The following is a 15,992-nucleotide window of genomic DNA, read 5'->3' as shown; positions in this document are numbered from 1 at the left end:
CGAGGGCGGATTGGACGGGTGAGGCGCGATAGCTGGTCTGGTTCAGCGCGCCGAGCAGCGCACGCTCGGTCGCGGGCGCCTCGCTCCACATCGGAAGGACGAGGTTGCCTTCCGGATGCGCCATGTAGACCTTGCGCCATTCGGCGATCTCATCGCCGAGATGATCGTCGGCGCGCGTCGCCGAGGCCATGCGGGCGAGCGCCTCGTCGAGCGCGGCATCGTCCTGCTTCGCTTGCGCGAGCGCGACCGCGTACTGCAGCGCGCCCGCATTGTCCGGTTCCAGGCGCACGAGGCTGGCGACCTCGGCGACCGGCCACCGCGTCGGGCCGCACTGGCTGCTGTAGTAGCTGCCGGCGTCGGCGGCCATCCACTGCACGAAGGCGTCCTGCGGCGCCGCGCGAGCGGCCTGCGCGACGACCTCCTCGCGTTTGGGCCGCAACGCGCTCGGTGTTTCGTCTTCATCGAGGTAGAGCCGGCCCGCGAGTACCTGCTGGCGCGGCGAGGCGGCGCCGCGCAGCGCGTCGTAGAGATCGCGCTCCACCTGCCGGTAGTCGGTCGGCGTCATGTCGCCGCTCGGCGCATCGTCGAACGGGAGCGATTCGTCCGAGGCGGCCGCGAGACCCTGGCCGAGGGCGAAGACGATGCCTGCCACAAGGATTCGTGCCACCATGACCGCCTCCCGCCGCGTGTGCGTTGTGGAATTCTAGCAATGCCGCAGCGGCGATTCCGGGGTCGAGGTGGCGATTGCGGGATTTCGCACGCTCGGCCGGTCCTTCCGCTTGCGCCGAGTGCGCCCCGTCCCCATGTCGCCGCGATGTCCCGACCCGTCCTCGTCCGCCGCCTCGGCCGGCAACCCTACGAACCCGTCTGGCGCGCGATGCAGGCGTTCACCGATGCGCGCGGCCCGGATACTCCGGATGAACTGTGGGTGCTCGAGCACGACCCGGTCTTCACGCTCGGCCAGGCCGGCAAATGGGAGCACGTGCTGCTGCCGGGCGAGATCCCGGTGGTGCCGGTCGACCGCGGCGGGCAGGTGACCTACCACGGGCCCGGACAGATCGTCGCCTATCCCCTATTCGACCTGCGCCGGCTCAAGGTCGGCGTGCGCGACCTGGTCGAGCGCATCGAGCAGGCGATCATCGACACGCTCGCGACCTGGAACATCATCGCCGTACGGCGCGAGGGCGCCCCGGGCGTGTACGTCGGCGACGCCAAGGTCGCCGCGCTCGGCCTGCGCGTGCGCCGCGGCTGCTCGTTCCACGGCCTCGCCTTCAACATCGCGATGGATCTCGAACCGTTCCACCGCATCAATCCCTGCGGCTATCAGGGCCTCGCCGTCACCCAGGTGCTAGACTTGGGTGGACCAGGCTCGCTCGCCGCGGTGGAAGCGGTCCTGATCGGCGAACTGGCGCGCCAGTTCGGGCTCGATCCCGTGCCCGCCGCCGCCGAAATCCCCCGCGTTCCGACCGGCGATGCCCCGCGCGTCGCGCAGCCCGCATGAGCGACTCCCTGAAGACCATTCCGCTGACCGTCGTCGACGCGCCCGAAAAACAGCTCGGCGAGGACAAGATCGCGCGCAACCGCGCCGGCTTCGCCGACGCGCCGATGCTGCGCAAGCCCTCGTGGATCCGCGTGCGCATCCCGCCCGGCAACGCGGTCGCCAAGCTCAAGGCGAAGCTGCGCGAGAACCGCCTCGTCACGGTCTGCGAGGAAGCCTCCTGCCCGAACATCCACGAGTGCTTCGGCAAGGGCACCGCGACGTTCATGATCCTCGGCGAGGTCTGCACGCGCCGCTGCTCGTTCTGCGACGTCGCCCACGGCCGACCCAAGCCGCCCGATCCGCTCGAACCCGCCCATCTCGCCGGCACGATCCGCGACATGGGCCTCAAGTACGTCGTGATCACCTCGGTCGACCGCGACGACCTGCGCGATGGCGGCGCGGCGCATTTCGCCGCGTGCATCAAGGCCGTGCGCTTCGAGAACCCCGGCATCCGCATCGAGATCCTGACCCCGGACTTCCGCGGCAAGGGACGCATGGAGCGCGCGCTCGAGGTGTTCGCCGCCGAGCCGCCGGACGTGTTCAACCACAACCTCGAGACGCCGCGAGCGCTCTACCGCGAGGTGCGCCCGGGCGCCGACTACGACTGGTCACTGGAACTCCTCAAGCGCTTCAAGGCGCAGCACCCGGACGTCCCGACCAAGTCCGGCATCATGCTCGGACTCGGCGAGACGTTGGAACAGATCGAGGAAACGTTGAACGATCTGCGCGCGCACGATGTCGATATGGTTACGATCGGCCAGTACCTGCAGCCGACCGCGCACCATCATCCCGTGCTGCGTTACTGGACCCCGGACGAGTTCAAGGCGATCGAGGAGATCGGCTACCGCATCGGCTTCCAGCACGTCGCCGCGGGGCCGCTGGTGCGTTCGTCGTACCACGCCGACGAGATGGCCCACGCGGCCGGTTACGTTCAGGTTGCCTGAGTTAATAGAGAAGTCCGGGTGAAATCACCCTCGCCAAAATTCCGTACAGGACGTACGGTGCATCCGTGTCACGTCGCGAAGCCCATTCGCGCCCAGGAGATCGGTTTCATGCGGAAGTCGCTGCTCTGCCTCGCCCTGGCCGCCCTCGTCGGCCCGGTCGCGTTCGCCAAACCCACGCGTGAAGAAGGCGCGCCGCTGCTCAAGGCGACGCCGTCGCAAAGCGAGGCCGCGGTCTGGGCGACGCGCTTCCTCACCCATTTCCACTACAAGCCGATGCCGCTCGACGATGCGATGAGCGAGCAGATCTTCAAGCGCTACCTCGACGCGCTCGACGGCGACCGGCTGTTCTTCACCCAGGCCGACATCGACAAGTTCGCGGCCTACCGCACCGCGCTCGACGACGCGATCGACGACCAGGACCTCGCCGCGCCGTACGCGATGTTCAACATCTACGAGCAGCGCGTGGCCGAACGCGTCGCCTATGCGCGCTCGCTCCTGCCCAAGGGCTTCGATTTCTCCAAGGACGAGAGCTACGTCTACGAGCGCGACAAGGCGCCGTGGCCGAAGGACGATGCCGAGGTCAACGACGTCTGGCGCAAGCGCATCAAGAACGACTGGCTGCGCCTCAAGCTCGCCGGCAAGCCGGAGAAGGACATCCGCGAGACGCTCGACAAGCGCTACGCGAACTACCTCGACCGCGTGCGCCAGCTCAACAGCGAAGACGTGTTCCAGACCTTCATGAACGCGTACGCCTCGTCGATCGAGCCGCACACGAATTACCTCGGCCCGCGCGCGTCGGAGAACTTCGACATCGCGATGAAGCTCTCGCTCGAGGGCATCGGCGCGGTGCTGCAGCGTGACGACGACTACACGGCGATCCGCGAGATCGTGCCGGGCGGGCCGGCCGCGCTGTCCAAGCAGCTCCAGGTCGGCGACCGCGTGGTCGGCGTGGGCCAGGGCGAGAACGGGCCGATCACCGACGTGGTCGGCTGGCGCCTCGACGACGTCGTCGACAAGATCCGCGGCAACAAGGACACGGTCGTGCGCCTCGAGGTGCTGCCCGCCGACGCGGGCCCCGACGGCAAGCATTTCACGCTCTCGCTCGTGCGCAAGAAGGTCAGCATCGAGGAGCAGGCGGCGAAGAAGTCGATCATCGAGATCAAGGACGCGCAGCACACGCGCCGCATCGGCGTGATCTCGCTGCCGACGTTCTACCAGGACTTCGACGCGCGCCGCCGCGGCGACCGCGACTACAAGAGCGCGACGCGCGACGTCGAGAAGCTGCTCGGCGAACTCAAGGCCGACAAGGTCGACGGCGTCATCGTCGACCTGCGCAACAACGGCGGCGGCTCGCTCGCCGAGGCGACCGACCTCACGGGCCTGTTCATCGACAAGGGCCCGGTCGTGCAGGTGCGCAATGCGAGCGGCCAGGTCGAAGCCGACGCCGACACGCGCGCGGGCATGGCCTGGGACGGTCCGCTCGCGGTGCTCGTCAACCGCGCCTCCGCGTCCGCGTCGGAGATCTTCGCCGCGGCGATCCAGGACTACGGCCGCGGTGTCATCATCGGCGAGCCGACGTTCGGCATGGGCACCGTGCAGAACCTCGTCGACCTCGACGACGTCGCGCACAACGAGAAGCCCGCCTATGGCGAGGTCAAGATGACCATCGCCCAGTTCTTCCGCATCAACGGCGGCTCGACCCAGCTGCGCGGCGTCACGCCCGACATCAGCTTCCCGCTCACCGTCGACGCGCAGGACTTCGGCGAGTCGAGCTACGACAACGCGCTGCCGTGGACGTCTATCGCGCCGGCGAAATACCAGCCGGTCGCGGACCTCAAGCCCATCGTGCCGCTCCTCGCCGAACGCCACGCCGGCCGCATCGCCGCCAACGGCGAGTGGAAGAACTTCGAAGCCGACCTCGCGGACCTGCGCACCTTGCGCGAGCAGAAGACGGTGTCGCTCAACGAGCAAGTGCGGCGCAAGGAGCGCGACGAGCAGGAAGCCAAGCGCAAGGCGCGCGACGCGGCCGTCGGCCACGCGGTGCCCGAAGCCGACCCCGCCGCGAAGACGCAGCAGAAGCTCACCGACGAGGCGAAGGACAAGGGTGGCCGCAAGCCGGCCACGGACGATACGTCGCGTGTCGCCGGCGCCACCGTCGACGATGCCGGCGACAAGCCCGCCAACCTGCAGGACGACGGCCTGCAGCCGGACGAGCGCGGCATCTCGACCGACGTCGCACGTGAGAAGGAAGCGAAGGACAAGCGCGACATCATCCTCGACGAAGCCGCGCACATCCTCGCCGACGAAATCGGCCTCGTGCGCGCCGACACCAAGCTCGCCCAGCAGGTGCTGCCGCGCGGCGCGGTAGTGCCGCTCGAGGTGAACTGATGGTCCCCTGCACGATGCATTGAAAAAGGCCCGGGATTCCGGGCCTTTTTCGTTTGACGGTTTCCGCCGCGGCGATGCGCGCAGCGGCACGCGCATGCATGCGCACCGCCGCACAACGCGAGCGAGCCGGCACCGGTAGGGCGGGTCGAGCGCGCAGCGCGAGTCCCGCCGCTTTCGCCGCGCGAGGTCGTAGGGTGGGACGCAGCGGCGCGAACCGTGAATGGATGCGATGCATCCGACCGCGAGTCCCACCGTGCGCCGATGGAGCGTCATCGTCAACGAATGGTGGGACTCGCCGCTGCGCGGCTGCGTCCCACCCTACGAATGCGGGGCGAACCGATGCATTCGCGCGAGGCCAGACGAAACGAGGTGATCCTCAGGAATACCGACGCCGCAAGAACTCGAAATACGCCCTCAACCCCTGCGCCTCGCCGCCGCGCGGGCGGCCCGGCGTGTCGGCGTCGTTCCACGAATAGACGTCCAGATGCACCCACGGCAGCGCGTCGGGGACGAAGCGTTCGAGGTAGAGCGCGGCGGTGATCGCGCCGGCATGGCGCGAGGCGCCCGCGTTGGCGAGATCGGCGACGTGCGAGTCGAGCATCGTGAGATAAGGCCGCCACAGCGGCAGGCGCCAGAGCGGATCACGCGTCGCCTGCGCCGCTTCGAGCAGCGCGCCGGCGATCTCGTCGCGATTGGCGAAGAGGGCCGGCAGGTCCGGGCCGAGCGCGACGCGCGCGGCGCCGGTGAGGGTGGCGAAGTCGAGGATGAGGTCGGGCTTCTGCTCCGCCGCGTACGCGAGCGCGTCGCACAGCACGAGGCGGCCTTCGGCGTCGGTGTTGTCGACCTCGACGCTGAGGCCCGCCCGCGTCGTGATCACCTCGCCGGGCCGGTAGGCGTTGCCGGCGATCGCGTTCTCGACCGCGGGCACGAGCAGGGTCAGGCGCACCGGCAGCTTGGCCGCGAGCACGAGCGAGGCGAGCGCGATCGCGTGCGCGGCGCCGCCCATGTCCTTCTTCATCCAGCGCATGCCGTCGGACGGCTTGATGTCGAGGCCGCCGGTGTCGAAGCACACGCCCTTGCCGACCAGCACGACATGCGGTGCGTCGGCGACGCCGTAGCTGAGCTCGGCCAGGCGCGGCGCGCGATGGCTCGCGCGGCCGACCGCGTGGATGGTCGGGAAATTCGCGGCGAGCAATTCGTCGCCGACCCACTCGCGATAGAACGCGCCGTGCCGTTCGGCGAGCGCGCGCACGGCGCCGGCGAGTTCGGCCGGGCCCATGTGCTCGGTCGGCGTGTTGACGAGGTCGCGCACCTGGTACGCCGCGGCGGCGAGCGCCTCGACATGCACGGCGACCGCGTCGTCGACGACGAGCTGCGCAGGCTTGCGCGCAGGTTTCTTGTAACGCGTGAACTGGTACGCGCCGAGCGCCCAGCCGAGCGCGACGTCGGCCGCATCGAGCGTGAGACCGCGCGCGTCGAGCGCGTAGCGGCCCGTGGGCAGGCGCGCCGGCAACGAGGCGAGGGCGAACAGGCCCTCGCGGGGATCGCAGCCTGCGAGTACGACGCCGGCACCGCCGTCGTCGCCGGGCACGAGCACGAAGCGGCCCGCCTCGCCGCCGAAATCGTTCGCGGCGCACCAGCGCCGCACCGTCGCGCCGAGCGCGTCGGCGACCGCGGCGAAATTCGTGCGGTCGACTGCGATCAGGGGTGTCGCGCCGTCGGCGTCCTTGGTCATGCTCCAGGCATCCATCGCTGTCCTCGTCTGTCGATCGCCGGCTCCTCGCTGCGGCGGGCGCCGGCCCATCCGCACGCTCGGGATTCGAACGCGGCGGCAGACACGGATTGTGCCTCGTCGGCGGCGCCGCGTGCTCGCCGTTCAGCCGCCTTCGTGTGCACGTGCCTCGATCCAGCGCGCGAGTTCGCCGAGGTCGCGCAGCTCGAGATCGGGCCGCACGCCGGCGAGCGCCGCGTGCTCGGGCCAGGGTCCACCGCCGCGGTTGAGCCACGCGGTGCGCAGGCCCGCCGCCTGCGCGCCTGCGACGTCGAGCCACGGATCGTCGCCGACGTGCAGCACGTCGCCGGGCGCGAGGCCGAGCGCGTCGCAGGCGGCATGGAAGATCGCCGCGGCCGGCTTGGCGGTGCCGCACTCGCGCGCCGAGATGCAGGCGCGGAAGTGCGCGCGCAGGCCGATGCGCGCGAGATCGGCATTGCCGTGGGAGATGCTCGCGAGCGGCAGGCGCGCGCCGATCGACTGCAAGGCGGGCAGGGCGTCGGCGTAGCAGTCGACGCGGTTGCGCGCGGCGAAATACACCTCGTAGGCGTCGGCGACGTGCTCGTCGCCGATGCCGCACGCGGCGAACGCGCGTTCGAGCGTGATCAGGCGCTGCGCGGTGTAGTCGTGGGCGAGATGCGGGTGTTCGTCCGAGACGCGCTCGCGCAGCTCACGCAGCGCGGCGATCGGCCACGCCGCGGCGACGGGCGCATGATGGGTGCGCAGCCAGTCGTCGAGCGCCTGCTCGGCCGCGACGATCGCGGGCTCGATCGGCCACAGCGTGTCGTCGAGGTCGAGCGAGACCGCGCGGATGCGCATGCTGCCGCGCGAAACTCAGTGGCCGGTGCTGCCCGCGCTGACGTTGCCGAACGAGGGCGCCTTCGGGGCCTCGGCCTTCGGGGCTTCGGCCTTCGCGGTGGCCTTCGGCTTCGGCGCCGCCTTCGCGACCTTCGGCTTGGCCGGTGCGGCGGCTTTCTTCGGCGCCGGGTCGGCCTTCGCGACCGGTGTCGCCTTTGCCGCGGCAGCCTTCTTCGCATTCGCCTCGGCGATCTTCTGCGCCTCGGCTTCGGCCTGCTTCTTCGCCTCGGCACGCGCGAGGTTCTCGCGCGCGGCCTGCGCGGTGTCGGAGGTCGGCGCGATGCCCTGCTTGGCGGCGAGCGTCGCGCGCGGTGCGGCGACCGGCGGCGGCGGGGTCGTGCCCGCCACGAGCGCCGCGGCGGCGACCGCGTCGCGGCCGACGCGCGCGTCGATGAACTTCATGCGTTCGTCGTTCTTCGCGACGAGGTCGTTCGCGTCCGCATACGGAATCAGCTGGTGCTTCCGGAGGATCTCCTTCGCCGCGGGCGTGGCGAGGAAATTGCGGAACTTGTCGATCGCGGCGAGCTTGGGCGAGTCGGCGCGGTTGACCGAGTAGAGCGTGATGTAGAGCGGGTAGGTGCCGTCGGTGACGTTGCGCACGGACGGATCCACGCCTTCGATCTGCATCGCGCGCACGCCCTTGTTCGCGTAGACGCTCGCGAACGTCGACAGGCCGAGGCCCGCCGGATCGAGCGTGATCGCTTCCTCGAGCTTGATCGTGTTGAGGTACAGGCGCGGCACCGCGACCGGCTGGTCGCCCTTGCGGTAGACGAGTTCGCGCAAGCTGTACTCGACGCCGTCGAGCGGCGCGGCGATGCCGTAGAGGTTGATCTCCTTGTCTTCGCCGCCGAGGTCCTTCCAGTTCTTGATGCGGCCGAAGTAGATGTCGTAGACCTGCTTGAGCGTGAGGCTGCGCACCGGATTCTTCGGGTGCGTCACGAGCACCGCCGCATCGAGCGCGACCGGCGAGAACTCGAGCGGCGCTTCCTCGGCGCGGCGCACGTACTTACCGCGCGCGCTGCCGGCGATGTCGGCGCTGCCGTTGGCGACCGCATCGAGGCCGGACACGGTGCTGAACGGCTGCAGCGAGATCTTGCCGAGCTTCTGCTTGGCGTATTCCTTGGCGAGGTCGTCCATGATCGCGCGGCCGGTGGCGTGATCACCGCGCCAGACGAGATCGTCCTGCGGGGCGGCGACGGCGAAGCCCGTGCCGAGGAGGGCAGCCGCGGCAAGCAGCAGCGGGCGGAGGAAGCGGCGTGGCGACATGACGTGTGTTTCGCGCGGTGAACGGAGAGGGGCGCACCTTAGCACGCAGGTCCGCCGCCTGCCGCGACCGCGCGCACAGCGGCGGGCCGGTTCCCTGAACGCCCCGCGGCCCCCGACCTCGTAGATGGGACGCGGCGGTGCGAACCGTGAATGGCTGCAGCGCCACGACCGCTATACCCACCGCCGCCACCCCGCGTGGCACGCGGCGGCGCCCACCTCGTGAACGGATGCGACCGCACGAGCGCGTGTCCTGCCCATGGGCGTTGCGACGCGACGGTGGGACTCGCCGCTGGCGCGGCTGCGTACCACCCTGCGACTGACGCCGCTCCCACGGGGTTCTCGGTCGTCGCGGCGGCACGCGCATGCGCGCGTACCGCGCTACATGATCTGCGGCGCGATGGGATCGGGGCAGGCGGGTCGAGCGCGCAGCGCGAGTCCCGCCGCCACGACGGGTGGCCCATGGGGCGCCGCGACGCACGCGGCGGCACGCGCATGCGCGCGTACCGCCCTACACGAGGACCCTCACTGCAGGAGCAGGTAATACGCCTCGTCCCCGCGCAACAACGTGAGCATGAGCTGGCGCGGACGGCTCGCGAGCAGGCGCGAGAAATCGCTCGCGCCGGCAAGGTCGCGGCGGTTGAGCGCGACGATCACGTCGCCGTTGCGCAACCCCGCGGCGTACGCGCGGCTGGGCTCGGCGACGCGGCTCACGCTGACGCCGCCGACGCCCTGGCGGCGCACGTTGTCGGCGAGTTCGGTGAACGTGACGCCGGCGAGGCGCGGATCGAGCGCGTCGCCCTTGAGCACCTGCAACTCGGTGGGCTTGAGCGTCGTGCTGATCGTGATGAGCTTGCCCTCGCGCTGCACGCCGACCGCGACGGCCGAGCCCGGCGCGGTGAGCCCTTCGATGTTGTGCAGGTCCTGCTCGCCCGCGACGCTCTTGCCGTTGAGCGAGACGATCACGTCGCCCGCGCGCAGCCCCGCGGTCTCGGCCGGCGAATTCGCGCGCACGCGCGTGACGACCGCGCCGTGCGTGCCGTCGAGCGCGAGCACGCGCGCGAGTTCGGGCGTGAGGTCCTGCGCCTCGACGCCGAGCACGCCGCGCTTGACCTGGCCGGTCGTGACGAGCTGGCGCATGACGTCGCTGGCGAGATTGGACGGGATCGCGAAGCCGATGCCGACGCTGCCACCCGAGGGCGTGTAGATCATCGAGTTGATGCCGACGAGTTCGCCGCGCAGGTTCACCAGCGGGCCGCCGGAATTGCCCGGGTTGATCGACGCGTCGGTCTGGATGAAGTTCTGGTAGCCCGCACCGCGCAGGCCGCTGCGGCCGAGGCCGGAGACGATGCCCGTGCTCGCGCTCTGGCCGATGCCGAACGGGTCGCCGACCGCGACCACGAAGTCGCCCATGCGCAGCGCGGACGAGTCGGCGATCGGCAGCGCGGTGAGCTTCTCGGCCGGGATCTGCAGCACCGCGAGGTCGGTGTCGGGGTCGGTGCCGAGCACCTTCGCCTTCTGCGTGCGGCCATCGGAGAGGGTCACCGAAATGTCGTCGGCGCCGTCGACGACATGGTTGTTGGTGAGGATGTAACCCTTCGCCGCGTCGACGACGACGCCCGAGCCGAGCGACTGCTGCACGCGCTCGCGCGGCGTGTTCGGCACGCCGAAGAAGCGGCGGAAGATCGGGTCGTCGAAGTACGGGTTGCGCACGGCGATGTGCGTTTTCGACGCGATGTTGACCACGGCGGGCGTCACCCGCTCGAGCATCGGCGCGAGCGACGGCAGCGCCTGGCCGTCGATCGCCGGCGGCAGCGCGGCGGTCGCCGGGTGCCCGCCGCCCGTAGACAGCGCGCCGAGGGCGAGGCCGAGCAGCAGCGGCAGCGAGGCGTAGGCGAAACGACGGGTGGTCGCGGTCATGGGCAACGTCCTTGGGTGTCGATGGGTGAAATGCGCGGGAACCGGTTCGGCGGCAGGGTGGCGCGCCGCGGATGAACCGCAGGCGCCGACGACGTACCGCACGGGCTGCTCTCTGACCGCACGGATAGGCGCCGGTTTCCCGCCATTCAAGCACTCCGGCTGCGCCGTGCGGGCAGCCGTTCAGGTTGACGGCCTTTTCGACGCCGGCCCTGAGCGCCTGCGATCAGGGCGAACGCGTGTGGGGCCGGTGTCGCCGGCGCGGCGGGGATCATGGCGCGCAAGCGCCGGATCCGCCGCTCGCGCTTGATCCAGCCGGCCGGCTGCGCGTTCTCGCGACGCCCCAGCCCACACCCCGTTCGCGTCGAGCGCAGCTCGTGCAGCGAGCGGAGTCGAAGGCCTGCATGTCACGAATCGCATCAGACCGCGATTCGCTGTGAGTCAAGCTTTACTTCATCGGGCGAGCGGCGTAGTTTTGGCCGTCGGCGTCACAACATCTTGTGTTCGCCTTGCGCGGCGCAACCTATAGATTGTGCCGCGCAGCAGGTGGGGTACAGGCAGGAAGCAGGAGGCTGCGTCGCCTCGGGAGGGTGGCGCAGGCATCGGTTGGCAACGTCGGCGTGAGCCGATGGGTACGGGAGCAAGAAAACAACATGAGCACGGTGCGCCTTGAGCAGCTCGCGCGCGGCGCGGCGGACATTCCGCTGCAGCCGGCGTCCTACGACATCTGGGACAAGAAATACCGCCTCAAATCCAAGCAGGGCGAGCCAGTCGACAGGGACATCGACCACAGCTACCAGCGCATCGCGCGGGCGCTCGCCGAGGTCGAGGAAACCCAGGAAAAGAAAACCTACTGGTACGAACGCTTCCTGTGGGCGCTGCGCCGCGGGGCGATCCCGGCCGGGCGCATCACGTCCAACGCGGGCGCGCAGGAACACAAGCCGAAGACCTCGACGATCAACTGCACCGTCTCGGCGACCATCGAGGACTCGATGGACGACATCCTCGAGAAGGTGCACGAGGCCGGCCTCACGTTGAAGGCGGGGTGCGGCATCGGCTATGAATTCTCGACGTTGCGCCCGCGCGGCGCGTACGTGTCGGGCGCCGGCGCGTACACGTCGGGGCCGCTGTCGTTCATGGATATCTACGACAAGATGTGCTTCACGGTGTCGTCCGCAGGCGGTCGCCGCGGCGCGCAGATGGGCACGTTCGACGTCTCGCACCCGGACGTGCGCGAGTTCATCAAGGCCAAGCGCGAGGACGGGCGCCTGCGCCAGTTCAACCTCTCGCTGCTGATCACCGACGGCTTCATGGAAGCGGTGGAGCAGGACGCGGACTGGCCGCTGGTGTTCCCGATCCACGTCAAGGAGCAGGGCGAGATCGACCTCGCCGACGCGGCCACGGTCGTCTGGCGCGACTGGCCGACGCACAAGAACTACGTCACGCGCGACGACGGCCTGGTCGCCTGCAAGATCTACGGCCACCTGCGCGCGCGCCACCTGTGGGACATGATCATGGTCTCGACGTACGACTACGCCGAGCCGGGCTTCATCCTCATCGACCGCGTCAACGAGATGAACAACAACTGGTGGTGCGAGAACATCCGCGCGACCAACCCCTGCGGCGAGCAGCCGCTGCCGCCGTACGGCTCGTGCCTGCTCGGCTCGGTCAACCTCACCACCTTCGTGCGCGACCCGTTCGGCCCGAACGCGCGCTTCGACATGGAGGAGTACAAGGAGGTCGTGCGCGTCTTCACGCGCATGCTCGACAACGTGGTCGAGATCAACGGCCTGCCGCTCGCGCAGCAGCGCAACGAGATCCTGAGCAAGCGCCGCCACGGCATGGGCTTCCTCGGCCTCGGCAGCACGCTGACGATGCTCAAGAAGCGCTACGGCACGCCCGAGGCCTGCGCGTTCACCGAGGACGTCAGCCGCGAAATGGCGCTCGCCGGCTGGGAAGTCGCGCTCTCGCTCGCGAAGGAGAAGGGCCCGGCGCCGATCCTTAGCGAAGACTTCACCGTCACCGGCGAGATGCTGCGCAAGCGCCCGGAGATGGCCACCGACGGCTGGAAGGTCGGCGACACGATCCCCGGCCGCGTGCTGCACGCGAAATACAGCCGCTACATGCAGCGCGTGGCCGAAGTCGCCCCCGCGCTCGTCGCCGAGCTCGCCGACATCGGCGCGCGCTTCACCCACCACAGCTCGATCGCGCCGACCGGCACGATCAGCCTGTCGCTCGCCAACAACGCGAGCAACGGCATCGAGCCCTCGTTCGCCCACCACTACAGCCGCAACGTGATCCGCGAAGGCAAGAAGTCCAAGGAGAAGGTCGAGGTGTACAGCTTCGAACTCCTCGCCTACCGCGAACTCATCAACGGCAAGGCGATGCCGTTCTCGCAGGACCCGGCCGAGAAGCTGCCGGACTACTTCGTCGCGGCCGACGACATCACCCCGACCGAGCACGTCGACATCCAGGCCGCCGCGCAGAAATGGGTCGACTCGTCGATCTCCAAGACCGCCAACGTCCCCACCGCCTACCCGTACGAAGACTTCAAGGACATCTACCGCTACGCGCACAAGCAGGGGCTCAAGGGTTGCACCACGTTCCGCTTCAACCCGGCGGCCTTCCAAGGAGTGCTCGTGAAGGAGCATGATCTGGCCAACACCACCTACCGCTTCGAACTCGAAGACGGCGAAGTGGTGGAGGTCAAGGGCAACGAAGAGATCGAGTACGATGGCGAAACGCACACCGCGGCCAACCTGTTCGACGCGTTGAAGGAAGGCTACTACGGCAAGTTCTGAGCGCTCGCGAACGCTTGCCCGTGTCCCGTCCCGATCGCGCGAACACGCCCATGGATGCATGGGCCACCGGCCACCGGCGTTGCGTCATCCGTGTCTCGAGATTCACGTCATCCGTCAAGCTCACAACACCGAGAAACAGGAGAGGGGATCCCCATGCACAGTGAAGGCGGTTCGTTCGATGGTCTGAAGGAAGGCGCGTCGCAGATCGGCAGCTCGATCGCCGACGCCGCCAGCGCGGTCGCCAGTTCGGTCAGCAACGCGGCCTCGGACGCCAAGCAGGCGGTCGAGAACACGGCCAAGAAGGTCGCGACCAAGGCCGCCAAGGCGCGCAAGCAGGCCGCGCGCAAGGTGAAGGCGGTCGTCGCCAAGGCCAAGTCGGTCGTCGGTGCCAAGCCCGCCGCGCCGGCCAAGAAGGCGGCGAAGAAGGCAGGCAAGAAGGTCGCTGCCGCGAAGAAGGCGACGAAGAAGGCCGTCAAGAAGGTCGCGCGCAAGGCCGCACCGGCGAAGAAGGCCGCGAAGAAGGCGAGGAAGAAGGTCGCGCGCAAGGCCACCGGCGCGCGCACGGCCGTGAAGAAGGCGACGAAGAAGGTCGCCAAGAAGGCGATGCGCAAGATGCCGGCCCGCAAGGCCGCCAAGCGCGCACCTGCCCGCAAGGCCGCGAAGAAGGCGGGCCGTCGCCGCTGATTCGCACGCACCTTCGGCCGGTCCGCGGCGGCCGGCCGAAGGTGACGACGTCACGCCGCGAAGGAGCGAAGCATGGCCACCCAGCGCACCACGATGTACAGCCGAGGCGGCAAGAAGCTCTACGCCGTCCGCAACGCCGACGGTTCGTTCAAGGACATCCAGAGCTACGCCCGCGCGCACCGCATGGACATCGCGCGCAAGAGCAAGGACGAACTCGCGGCCGCCGCCGGCACTGCGAAGAAGGCCGTGAAGAAGGCGGCCAAGAAAGTCGCCCGCAAAGCCTCCGCCGCGAAGAAGGCGGTACGCAAGGCGGTCAAGAAGGTCATGCGCAAGGCCGCACCGCGCAAGGCCGTGAAGAAGGCCACCCGCAAGGCTGCGCCCCGCAAGGCCGTGCGCAAGGCCGCGCCGCGCAAGGGCGCGCGCAAAGCTGCCGTCCGCAAGACGGTGCGCAAGTCCGCACCCCGCAAGGCCGCCCGCAAGGCCACGCGCGGCAGGCGCTGACCCGACCCAAGCCTGCGCCGCCGCGTACCGCGCGGCGCAGGTCACCGTTTTCCGCTCCACCCGAACACAGACGCGACGCACCCGCAATACCCGCATCACCCCGACACAGACGCGACGACGCAACACCCGGACACAGACGCGACGAACGCAGCACCGTACACGGACGCAACGACAGGCCGCAGGGAAATACCGCAACACCCGTTCCACCCCGAGACGTGATGCCCGCCAAAGCGGGCCTCCAATGAAGCCCGGGCCTTACGCTTCACGCCGACGCCCGGACTCGCCTCACCGCGCCGAATCACGAATCACCCATCACGAATCACTGCTCTGGACCACGCAATGAAGATCACCAAGAAGATCAAGGGCTACGCCGTCGTCAAGCCCGAAGAGACCACCAAGGTCGTCCCCGCCGCCGAAGCGCCGGAGAGCGCGCCGAGCATGCCGATGGCCGAAGTCATCCAGATGCACGAGAAGGTCGAGCGCCCGGAAACCCTGATCGGCGCCACCTACAAGATCAAGTCGCCGCTGTTCGAGCACTCGCTGTACGTGACCATCAACGACATCGTGCTCAACCAGGGCACCGAGTACGAACTGCGCCGCCCCTTCGAGATCTTCATCAACTCGAAGAACATGGAGCACTTCCAGTGGATCGTCGCGCTCACGCGCATCATGTCCGCCGTATTCCGCAAGGGCGGCGACGTGACCTTCCTCGTGGAGGAGCTCAAGGCGGTGTTCGACCCGCGCGGCGGCTACTTCAAGGCCGGCGGCGTCTACATGCCGAGCATCGTCGCCGAACTCGGCGCGGTCATCGAGCAACACCTCAAGATGATCGGCCTCCTGCACGACCCTGAACTCGACGAGCACCAGAAGAAGCTCATCGCCGAGAAGCGCGCCGCCTACGACGCCCGCTCAAAAAAAAACTCTGAGCCTGCCGGCCTGACCGTCGAAGGCGCCGGCAACGGCGGGTTCAACGTCTCCTTCGCGGGAGCGGGTGCTGAAACCGCGGCCAAGCCCGCGAGTGAAGCGAGTGCGTTCCCGCCGGGGGCGACGATGTGCCACAAGTGCAATACGTCGGCCGTGATCATCATGGATGGGTGTGCTACGTGTTTGAATTGTGGGTATTCGAAGTGCGGGTGAGGCGTTGAATATCTCTTAGTAACTAGGTTTGACAATATGTCGATCGAATCGATAAGTCGAATCGAAAAAGAAAAATTCCTGCTCTCCTTGGATGAAGACCGCTTTCGAGAAGCGGTAGTCCGAAGGCTTTTTTACAGGCTGGGTCTGAAGGATGGTCGCGATCTATGCGGTCCTGAAGAGCATGGAAA

Annotated in this window: 12 protein-coding genes; 7 read left to right on the top strand and 5 right to left on the bottom strand. The window is 68.8% G+C overall.

Annotation, left to right across the window (positions count from 1 at the left end; translation table 11 throughout):
• The coding region (locus tag ACTHK2_RS04090; RefSeq protein WP_440244422.1) for a hypothetical protein at positions 1–652 on the bottom strand (652 nt) is incomplete at its 3' end.
• A 162-nt stretch (positions 653–814) separates the two neighbouring features.
• Here ACTHK2_RS04090 and lipB point away from each other — a divergent pair.
• The 3 genes from lipB (at position 815) to ACTHK2_RS04075 (ending at position 4,872) form a co-directional block, all read left to right on the top strand.
• Positions 815–1,501, top strand: a complete 687-nt coding sequence (lipB, locus tag ACTHK2_RS04085; RefSeq protein WP_440244421.1) for a lipoyl(octanoyl) transferase LipB — start codon at positions 815–817, stop codon at positions 1,499–1,501.
• The gene (gene lipA, locus ACTHK2_RS04080) at positions 1,498–2,484 is read left to right on the top strand and encodes a lipoyl synthase (RefSeq protein ID WP_440244420.1); all 987 of its coding nucleotides are present in this window, start codon (positions 1,498–1,500) and stop codon (positions 2,482–2,484) included. Before lipB ends, lipA begins: the two co-directional genes overlap by 4 nt.
• A gap of 108 nt (positions 2,485–2,592) precedes the next feature.
• On the top strand, positions 2,593–4,872 hold the full coding sequence (locus tag ACTHK2_RS04075; RefSeq protein ID WP_440244419.1) for a carboxy terminal-processing peptidase: 2,280 nt from the start codon (positions 2,593–2,595) through the stop codon (positions 4,870–4,872).
• A gap of 376 nt (positions 4,873–5,248) precedes the next feature.
• On the opposite strand, the gene ACTHK2_RS04070 is transcribed toward ACTHK2_RS04075, so the two are convergent.
• The 4 genes from ACTHK2_RS04070 to ACTHK2_RS04055 form a co-directional block, all read right to left on the bottom strand.
• Entirely contained in the window at positions 5,249–6,607 is a 1,359-nt protein-coding gene (locus ACTHK2_RS04070; protein ID WP_440244418.1) for a leucyl aminopeptidase family protein, read from the bottom strand.
• 141 nt (positions 6,608–6,748) lie between these two features.
• Positions 6,749–7,462, bottom strand: a complete 714-nt coding sequence (locus ACTHK2_RS04065) for an HAD family hydrolase (RefSeq protein ID WP_440244417.1) — start codon at positions 7,460–7,462, stop codon at positions 6,749–6,751.
• Positions 7,463–7,477: 15 nt separating this feature from the next.
• The gene (locus ACTHK2_RS04060) at positions 7,478–8,767 is read right to left on the bottom strand and encodes a substrate-binding domain-containing protein (protein WP_440244416.1); all 1,290 of its coding nucleotides are present in this window, start codon (positions 8,765–8,767) and stop codon (positions 7,478–7,480) included.
• A gap of 522 nt (positions 8,768–9,289) precedes the next feature.
• A complete protein-coding gene (locus ACTHK2_RS04055; RefSeq protein WP_440244415.1) occupies positions 9,290–10,684 on the bottom strand; it encodes a Do family serine endopeptidase in 1,395 nt (464 codons plus the stop codon).
• Between the two features lie 650 nt (positions 10,685–11,334).
• Between ACTHK2_RS04055 and ACTHK2_RS04050 the strand changes: the two genes are divergently transcribed.
• The 4 genes from ACTHK2_RS04050 (at position 11,335) to ACTHK2_RS04035 (ending at position 15,804) form a co-directional block, all read left to right on the top strand.
• The gene (locus ACTHK2_RS04050) at positions 11,335–13,482 is read left to right on the top strand and encodes an adenosylcobalamin-dependent ribonucleoside-diphosphate reductase (RefSeq protein ID WP_440244414.1); all 2,148 of its coding nucleotides are present in this window, start codon (positions 11,335–11,337) and stop codon (positions 13,480–13,482) included.
• 153 nt (positions 13,483–13,635) lie between these two features.
• Positions 13,636–14,166 carry a hypothetical protein gene (locus ACTHK2_RS04045; RefSeq protein WP_440244413.1) on the top strand — a complete coding sequence of 177 codons (531 nt, stop codon included), beginning with the start codon at positions 13,636–13,638 and terminating at the stop codon, positions 14,164–14,166.
• A gap of 72 nt (positions 14,167–14,238) precedes the next feature.
• The gene (locus ACTHK2_RS04040) at positions 14,239–14,667 is read left to right on the top strand and encodes a histone (protein WP_440244412.1); all 429 of its coding nucleotides are present in this window, start codon (positions 14,239–14,241) and stop codon (positions 14,665–14,667) included.
• A gap of 339 nt (positions 14,668–15,006) precedes the next feature.
• The gene (locus tag ACTHK2_RS04035; protein WP_440244411.1) at positions 15,007–15,804 is read left to right on the top strand and encodes a TSCPD domain-containing protein; all 798 of its coding nucleotides are present in this window, start codon (positions 15,007–15,009) and stop codon (positions 15,802–15,804) included.
• Positions 15,805–15,992 lie beyond the last annotated feature (188 nt).

Source organism: Dokdonella sp., assembly GCF_051958935.1.
Taxonomy (GTDB): domain Bacteria; phylum Pseudomonadota; class Gammaproteobacteria; order Xanthomonadales; family Rhodanobacteraceae; genus Dokdonella_A.
The sequence above is the reverse complement of the archived record's forward strand: the minus strand, read 5'-3'. Positions and strand labels throughout refer to the sequence as shown.

What these genes read in the sequence shown, in the direction of transcription:
- ACTHK2_RS04075 (WP_440244419.1), top strand. Translation starts at nt 2,593, where the DNA reads ATGCGGAAGTCGCTGCTCTGCCTCGCCCTGGCCGCCCTCGTCGGCCCG.
- lipB (WP_440244421.1), top strand. Translation starts at nt 815, where the DNA reads ATGTCCCGACCCGTCCTCGTCCGCCGCCTCGGCCGGCAACCCTACGAA.
- ACTHK2_RS04060 (WP_440244416.1), bottom strand. Translation starts at nt 8,767, where the DNA reads ATGTCGCCACGCCGCTTCCTCCGCCCGCTGCTGCTTGCCGCGGCTGCC.
- ACTHK2_RS04040 (WP_440244412.1), top strand. Translation starts at nt 14,239, where the DNA reads ATGGCCACCCAGCGCACCACGATGTACAGCCGAGGCGGCAAGAAGCTC.
- ACTHK2_RS04045 (WP_440244413.1), top strand. Translation starts at nt 13,636, where the DNA reads ATGCACAGTGAAGGCGGTTCGTTCGATGGTCTGAAGGAAGGCGCGTCG.
- ACTHK2_RS04065 (WP_440244417.1), bottom strand. Translation starts at nt 7,462, where the DNA reads ATGCGCATCCGCGCGGTCTCGCTCGACCTCGACGACACGCTGTGGCCG.
- ACTHK2_RS04050 (WP_440244414.1), top strand. Translation starts at nt 11,335, where the DNA reads ATGAGCACGGTGCGCCTTGAGCAGCTCGCGCGCGGCGCGGCGGACATT.
- lipA (WP_440244420.1), top strand. Translation starts at nt 1,498, where the DNA reads ATGAGCGACTCCCTGAAGACCATTCCGCTGACCGTCGTCGACGCGCCC.
- ACTHK2_RS04070 (WP_440244418.1), bottom strand. Translation starts at nt 6,607, where the DNA reads ATGACCAAGGACGCCGACGGCGCGACACCCCTGATCGCAGTCGACCGC.
- ACTHK2_RS04055 (WP_440244415.1), bottom strand. Translation starts at nt 10,684, where the DNA reads ATGACCGCGACCACCCGTCGTTTCGCCTACGCCTCGCTGCCGCTGCTG.
- ACTHK2_RS04035 (WP_440244411.1), top strand. Translation starts at nt 15,007, where the DNA reads ATGAAGATCACCAAGAAGATCAAGGGCTACGCCGTCGTCAAGCCCGAA.